The sequence below is a fragment of the Streptomyces sp. NPDC001843 genome, from assembly GCF_042891955.1.
Lineage (GTDB): Bacteria > Actinomycetota > Actinomycetes > Streptomycetales > Streptomycetaceae > Streptomyces.
Window position 1 is genome coordinate 74,136 of the sequence record NZ_JBIATQ010000026.1, and the last position, 6,672, is coordinate 80,807.

Consider the following 6,672-nt stretch of genomic DNA (forward strand, 5'->3'; position numbering starts at 1 on the left):
GGAGAGTCAGATGAAGATGCTGATCAACGTCCCGGAGACCGTGGTCGCGGACGCGCTGCGGGGTATGGCGGCCGCTCATCCCGAGCTGACCGTCGACGTGGAGAACCGGGTGATCGTACGGCGGGACGCCCCCGTGTCCGGACAGGTGGCGCTGGTCTCGGGCGGAGGGTCGGGGCACGAGCCGCTGCACGGCGGGTTCGTGGGGCACGGCATGCTGTCCGCGGCCTGTCCCGGTGAGGTGTTCACCTCCCCGGTGCCCGACCAGATGGCGCGCGCGGCCGCCGCTGTGGACAGCGGGGCGGGCGTGCTGTTCGTGGTGAAGAACTACACCGGCGACGTGCTCAACTTCGACATGGCGGCCGAGCTCGCCGAGGACGAGGGCATTCAGGTCGCCAAGGTGCTGGTCAACGACGACGTGGCGGTGACCGACAGCCTCTACACGGCCGGCCGGCGCGGCACCGGTGCCACGCTGTTCGTGGAGAAGATCGCGGGCGCCGCCGCGGCCGAGGGCCAGCCGCTGGAGCGGGTGGAGTCCATCGGCCGCCAGGTGAACGACAGCTCCCGCACCTTCGGTGTCGCGCTCAGCGCCTGCACCACCCCGGCGAAGGGCAGTCCCACGTTCGACCTGCCACCGGGCGAGCTGGAGCTGGGCATCGGAATCCACGGCGAGCCGGGCCGGGAGCGACGCGCCATGATGACCTCCGGCGAGATCGCGGACTTCGCGATCCACGCGATCCTGGAGGACCTCACCCCGCGCAACCCCGTCCTCGTACTGGTCAACGGCATGGGGGCCACCCCACTGCTGGAGCTCTACGGCTTCAACGCCGAGGTGCAGCGGGTGCTCGGCGAGCGCGGTGTCGCCGTGGCACGCACGCTCGTCGGCAACTACGTCACCTCACTGGACATGGCGGGCGCCTCGGTCACCCTGTGCCAGGTCGACGAGGAACTGCTCCGGCTGTGGGACGCGCCGGTGCGGACCCCGGCCCTGCGCTGGGGCATGTGAGGCACACCGGAGCGACCGACTCACCCACCACGCGAGGAGACCCAGTGCTCGACGCCGACTTCTTCCGCCGTTGGATGACGGCGACCGCCGCATCCGTGGAGCGCGAGGCGGAACGGCTCACCGCCCTCGACTCACCCATCGGGGACGCCGACCACGGCAGCAACCTGCAGCGCGGGTTCACGGCCGTGCGGGCAGCCTTGGAGAAGGAGGCGCCGGACACGCCGGGTGCCGTCCTGACCCTGGCCGGACGCCATCTGATCTCCACGGTCGGCGGCGCCGCCGGGCCGCTGTACGGCACCCTGCTGCGCCGTACGGGCAAGGCGCTCGGGGACGCCGCCGAGGTGAGCGAGGAGCAGCTCGCCGAGGCGCTGCGGGCGGGTGTGGACGGGGTGATGGCGCTCGGCGGCGCCGCGCCCGGGGACAAGACCATGATCGACGCTCTGGTGCCGGCCGTCGACGCGCTCGGTGACGGCTTCACGGCGGCCCGGTCCGCCGCCGAGGAGGGCGCCGAGGCCACCACCCCCCTGCAGGCCCGCAAGGGCAGGGCGAGCTACCTCGGGGAACGCAGCATCGGCCACCAGGACCCGGGCGCCACCTCGTCGGCGTTGCTGATAGCGGCGCTCCAGCAGGCCGCGGAGGCGGCAGGTGAATGACGGCGGGCTGGTCGGGATCGTGCTGGTGTCGCACAGTGCGGAGGTGGCCGCTTCCGTCGCCGAGCTGGCCAAGGGACTCGCTGCCGGCGGTTCGGCGGTGCCGGTCGCCTCGGCGGGCGGCACCGAGGCCGGCGGGCTGGGGACCAGCGCCGAGCTGATCTCGGCCGCGGCCGCGTCCGTGGACCGGGGCGCCGGGGTCGCCGTGCTCACCGACCTGGGCAGCGCGGTGCTCACCGTGAAGGCACTGCTCGCGGAGGGGGACGAACTGCCGCCGCACTCCCGGCTGGTGGACGCCCCCTTCCTGGAGGGTGCGGTGGCCGCGGTGGTCACGGCGGCGACGGGCGCCGACCTGGACGCGGTGGAGGCAGCGGCCGTGGAGGCGTACACCTACCGGAAGACATGACGCGAGGGGCGGCCCCTCCTGAGGGCCGGTGAGCGAACCGCCGCGTCCGGATCCGGCTCAGTCGCCGTTGACGAATCGCCGCGCCAGCCGCTCACCGGCCGCCACCGCCGCCGCGTGGTCCTCGATCGTCTTCACCCGCGAGTCCTTGAAGACGATGTAGGTGACGCCGGACGGCACCCCGCCGGTGCGCGGGTCGGCCGGGATACCGAGGTCCCGGGCGGTGGCGTACGAGGCCTCGCCGATGATGTCGCGCGGCCCGGTGTCGCCGACGACCGCGTACCGCACGGTGTCCCGGTAGACGACGGCGGCCACCGAGCCGCCGTGCACGCCGTGCGCGCGGGGGTCCCAGATGCGGCTGCGGGCCGGCACGACGATGTACGGCAGGCGTTCGGCGCTCAGATGGCGGCCGTCGGACTGCTGGTACGCGGTGGCGCCACAGAACAGCGGGTCGGTGCGGCGGTTGCAGCGGGCGGTGGGCCGGCCGTCGCAGTCGATGTCCATGTCGGCCTTCCAGAACACGGCGTCATGGGTGGCGCAGACCCGGATCTTCGCGGAGCCCGTGGCGTCGGAGCGGTAGCGGCCGTGGGAGACCGGGACGCAGTCGTGTGCCTTGGCCAGCAGGTCCGCGGCCTGGATCCGGCCCTCGCTCCGGGGCTGGGGCGCCGCGCGGTGGCGTACGGCGAAGGCGGGGCCGGGCTGCGGCGTGGGGACGAGCAGGGCGGCGGCGCCGGCCGCGGCCAGCGTCAGTGCCTGGGCACGCACAATGAGAGACCCTCTCGTGGGGGGACGAGGACAGTAACCCGGCCAAATCTGACATATCGGACACCTCATGAGATGCCGGGAGACCGGGGACCCGAGTCCGTGTCGGCCCGGGCCACCCCGGCCGCCCGCACAGGCGCGGGATCAGCGACGACAGCGGTCCGCGCCCCAGGCTCGAACTGACCTGTTCTACTGGGCAGTTCAGCCGTGAGATGACTCAGCATACGTAACCCCAACCGCCGGTCGCCAAATAGGACCATCACACCAATTAGTTGAGGTGGTCACGCCAAGGGACCGCTGGGCGGCGCCCCGCGCTGACGCGGCGACGCGTCACCCGGCCGGGCGCGGTCCGCATGCGGGACGGCCCGGACGCACGTTTGCTGACCCTGAGGCAGCACGGACGTTTCCGACCCCCGGCGGCGCATGGGACGTACCGCCAACCGTGCCGCCGGAGGGCAGCCAATGCGCACTACTCGACTCCTCCTCCGCTCCGGCCTCACCGTGGCGGCCGCCGCCGCGCTCCCGATCTGGCTCGCCGGGCCGGCCGGCGCGGTCTCGGGGATCTCCGTCAACACCACCGGCTCCACGGTGTCGGTCACGACCAGCGCCTGCACCCAGGTCAACGGCAGCTGGGGCACCGCCTCACTGCTCACCAGCAGTCAGGGCAGCTTCGCGCAGGGCCGTCAAGTGGCCCTGTCGGGCACGACCGTCACCCAGTCCGCCGCCTGGTCGGGGGTGAGCCCGGGGACGTACACCGTCGTGGTCGTCTGCTCCAACGGCATCACCGCCGGCACCCAGGCGGTCATCGTCGCGCCCCCCTCCAGACCGACGATCTCCGCCACGTCCGCCCCCTCGCCGTCGCGCGGCGTCATGGGCGGCACGGGCGGCACCGCGCACGACTACGGCCCGGTCACCATCGCGGTGGGCGGGGCGCTGGTGGGCGTCGGTCTCATCGCCACGGGCTGGGTCCTGCGCCGCCGCTCGAAGCCGTACCGGCTCTGACCGGAGCGGCTGTCAGGCTCCGTCCCCGGGGGCGTCACCGGTCAGCTCGCCGAACTCGGTCAGGGCGTGCGTGAGCCACCGGGTCCAGAAGGTCTCCAGGTCGATGCCCGCGCGCAGCACCAGATGACGCAGCCGGTCCTGGGCGCTGTCCCGGTCCGGCGGGAAGTCGCGTCGCTCGATCCGCCGGTACTCGGCCAGCTGCCGCCGGTGCAGCTCCAGATGACGGCGGATGTCGGCCTCCAGCCCCGCCGTGCCGACCACCGCCGCCGCGCGCAGCCGCAGCAGCAGGGCGTCCCGGTGCGGCTTGGGCTCCTGGGACGCGGAGGTCCAGCGGGCCAGTTCGGCGCGGCCCGCGGGCAGAACCTCGTAGCTCTTCTTCTGCCCGCGGGTCGGCTGCTCGGCCGGAAGGGCGCGGATGTGGCCCTCGGCCTCCAGCTTTCCCAGCTCGCGATAGATCTGCTGGTGCGTCGCCGACCAGAAGTAGCCGATCGACTTGTCGAAGCGGCGGGTCAGCTCCAGCCCCGACGACGGCTTCTCGAGCAGGGCGGTGAGGATCGCGTGCGGGAGTGACATGTCCTCATCCTAGGGACGGCGGTGTGTCGTTCCGGCGTCGTCTACAGGGCCGCCGCCAGCTCCGTGCCCTGCTTGATGGCACGCTTGGCGTCCAGTTCGGCGGCGACGTCGGCCCCTCCGATGAGGTGCGCCGGGCGTCCGGCGGCGACCAGTTCCTCGTACAGGTCGCGACGCGGCTCCTGGCCGGTGCACAGCACGATCGTGTCGACCTCGAGGACGGTGCTCTGCTCGCCGACGGTGATGTGCAGTCCGGCGTCGTCGATGCGGTCGTAGCGCACGCCGGGGACCATGGTGACTCCGCGGTGCTTGAGCTCGGTGCGGTGGATCCAGCCGGTGGTCTTGCCGAGCCCGGCACCGACCTTGGTGGTCTTGCGCTGCAGCAGGTGCACGGTGCGCGGCGGCGCGGGCCGCTCGGGTGCGGTGAGGCCGCCGGCTGTGCGGTAGTCCATGTCGACGCCCCAGGCGCGGAAGTACGTCGCCGGGTCCTCGCTCGCCTTGTCACCGCCGTCGGTGAGGAACTCGGCGACGTCGAAGCCGATGCCGCCCGCGCCGAGGATCGCCACCCGGTCGCCGACGGGGGCGCCGCCCCGCAGCACGTCGAGGTAGCCCACGACGCGAGGGTGGTCGACGCCGGGGATGTCGGGGGTGCGCGGGGTGACGCCGGTGGCGACGACGACCTCGTCGTAGTCGCCCAGGTCCTCGGCCGCCACGCGGGTGTTCAGCCGTACGTCCACCGCGTGCGCCCGGAGCTGGTGGCGGAAGTACCGCAGGGTCTCGTCGAACTCCTGCTTGCCCGGGACCTTGCGGGCCACGTTCAGCTGGCCGCCGATCTCGCCGGCGGCGTCGAACAGGGTGACCCGGTGGCCGCGTTCGGCTGCGCTGACCGCGCAGGCGAGGCCGGCGGGACCGGCGCCCACGACGGCCACGCGCTTCGCCAGCCGGGTCGGTGAGAGGACCAGCTCGGTCTCGTGGCAGGCGCGCGGGTTGACCAGGCAGGAGGTGATCTGTCCACTGAACGTGTGGTCGAGGCAGGCCTGGTTGCAGCCGATGCAGGTGTTGATGGCCTCGGGCTTCCCGGCGGCGGCCTTGGACACGAAGTCCGGGTCGGCGAGCATCGGGCGGGCCATGGAGACCATGTCGGCGCAGCCTTCGGCGAGCAGTTGCTCGGCGAGTTCGGGGGTGTTGATGCGGTTGGTGGTGACCAGCGGTACGGACACCTCGCCCATGAGCTTCTTGGTGACCCAGGTGTAGGCGCCGCGCGGCACCGAGGTGGCGATGGTGGGGATGCGTGCCTCGTGCCAGCCGATGCCGGTGTTGATGATCGTCGCCCCGGCGGCCTCGACGGCCTTGGCGAGGGTGACGACCTCCTCCAGGGAGGAGCCGCCCGGGACCAGGTCCAGCATGGACAGCCGGTAGACGATGATGAAGTCCTCGCCGACGGCCTCGCGCACCCGCCGGACGATCTCGACCGGGAAGCGCATGCGGTTCTCGTAGGAGCCGCCCCAGCGGTCGGTGCGGTGGTTGGTCTGCGCGGCGATGAACTCGTTGATGAGATAACCCTCGGAGCCCATGATCTCGACCCCGTCGTACCCTGCCTGCCGGGCCAGGCGGGCGGCGCGGGCGTAGTCGTCGATCGTCCGCTCGACCTCGTCGTCGGTGAGCGCGCGGGGCGGGAAGGGGCTGATCGGCGCCTGGATCGGGCTCGGCGCGACGAGGTCCTTGTGGTAGGCGTACCGGCCGAAGTGCAGGATCTGCATCGCGATGCGGCCGCCCTCGCGATGGACGGCTGCGGTGACGGCGGCGTGCTGCTCGGCCTCGGCCTCGGTGGTGAGCTTGGCGCCGCCCTCGTAGGGGCGCCCCTCCTCGTTCGGCGCGATGCCGCCGGTGACGATGAGCCCCACTCCCCCGCGCGCGCGGGCCGCGTAGAACTCCGCCATCCGCTCGAACCCCTGCTCGGCCTCCTCCAGCCCCACATGCATGGAGCCCATGAGCACACGGTTGGGCAGCGTGGTGAAGCCCAGGTCCAGTGGGGTCAGCAGATGCGGGTAACGGCTCATCGGGCCCTCCGTACGCGGTGTCGTCGCCTGTAGTTGTAGAGGAGGGACGAGCTGTTTTGCAACTAGTTGCATAAGCGGGCGGCAGTGAATCGCGCCACGAGACGCAGTACGCCCCGGCCGCCGGTGGGGATGCTGTTGGTTAATCCGGGGACGACTCCGCCCCGTCGATCACTGGATCGGCGGGGCGGAGTGCTGCGAAGTGGCTGGCCCGGGTGCGGGCGA

Annotated in this window: 7 protein-coding genes; 4 read left to right on the plus strand and 3 right to left on the minus strand. The window is 72.4% G+C overall.

Annotation, left to right across the window (positions count from 1 at the left end):
- Positions 1 to 10 precede the first annotated feature (10 nt).
- From dhaK to ACFYZQ_RS38770, 3 genes are read left to right on the plus strand one after another with little or no spacing between them, the layout of a single operon-like run.
- Positions 11 to 1,003 carry a dihydroxyacetone kinase subunit DhaK gene (dhaK, locus tag ACFYZQ_RS38760; protein ID WP_389158663.1) on the plus strand — a complete coding sequence of 331 codons (993 nt, stop codon included), beginning with the start codon at positions 11 to 13 and terminating at the stop codon, positions 1,001 to 1,003.
- A gap of 44 nt (positions 1,004 to 1,047) precedes the next feature.
- Complete coding sequence (dhaL, locus tag ACFYZQ_RS38765; protein ID WP_389158666.1) at positions 1,048 to 1,656, plus strand: dihydroxyacetone kinase subunit DhaL; 609 nt, start codon at positions 1,048 to 1,050, stop codon at positions 1,654 to 1,656.
- The gene (locus ACFYZQ_RS38770; RefSeq protein WP_389158669.1) at positions 1,649 to 2,059 is read left to right on the plus strand and encodes a PTS-dependent dihydroxyacetone kinase phosphotransferase subunit DhaM; all 411 of its coding nucleotides are present in this window, start codon (positions 1,649 to 1,651) and stop codon (positions 2,057 to 2,059) included. The genes dhaL and ACFYZQ_RS38770 overlap by 8 nt, the downstream gene beginning before the upstream one ends.
- Before the next feature lie 57 nt (positions 2,060 to 2,116).
- On the opposite strand, the gene ACFYZQ_RS38775 is transcribed toward ACFYZQ_RS38770, so the two are convergent.
- On the minus strand, positions 2,117 to 2,821 hold the full coding sequence (locus tag ACFYZQ_RS38775; protein ID WP_389158672.1) for a glycoside hydrolase family 75 protein: 705 nt from the start codon (positions 2,819 to 2,821) through the stop codon (positions 2,117 to 2,119).
- A 459-nt stretch (positions 2,822 to 3,280) separates the two neighbouring features.
- Here ACFYZQ_RS38775 and ACFYZQ_RS38780 point away from each other — a divergent pair, with 459 nt between their 5' ends.
- Positions 3,281 to 3,820 (plus strand): hypothetical protein, encoded by a 540-nt coding sequence (locus ACFYZQ_RS38780; RefSeq protein ID WP_389158675.1) that lies wholly within the window; start codon positions 3,281 to 3,283, stop codon positions 3,818 to 3,820.
- A 12-nt stretch (positions 3,821 to 3,832) separates the two neighbouring features.
- Here the strand turns inward: ACFYZQ_RS38780 and ACFYZQ_RS38785 are convergent, their stop codons facing one another.
- Positions 3,833 to 4,393: a PadR family transcriptional regulator gene (locus tag ACFYZQ_RS38785; RefSeq protein WP_389158678.1), complete on the minus strand. Its 561-nt coding sequence runs from the start codon at positions 4,391 to 4,393 to the stop codon at positions 3,833 to 3,835.
- A 41-nt stretch (positions 4,394 to 4,434) separates the two neighbouring features.
- Positions 4,435 to 6,450: an FAD-dependent oxidoreductase gene (locus ACFYZQ_RS38790; RefSeq protein WP_389158681.1), complete on the minus strand. Its 2,016-nt coding sequence runs from the start codon at positions 6,448 to 6,450 to the stop codon at positions 4,435 to 4,437.
- Positions 6,451 to 6,672: the final 222 nt, after the last annotated feature.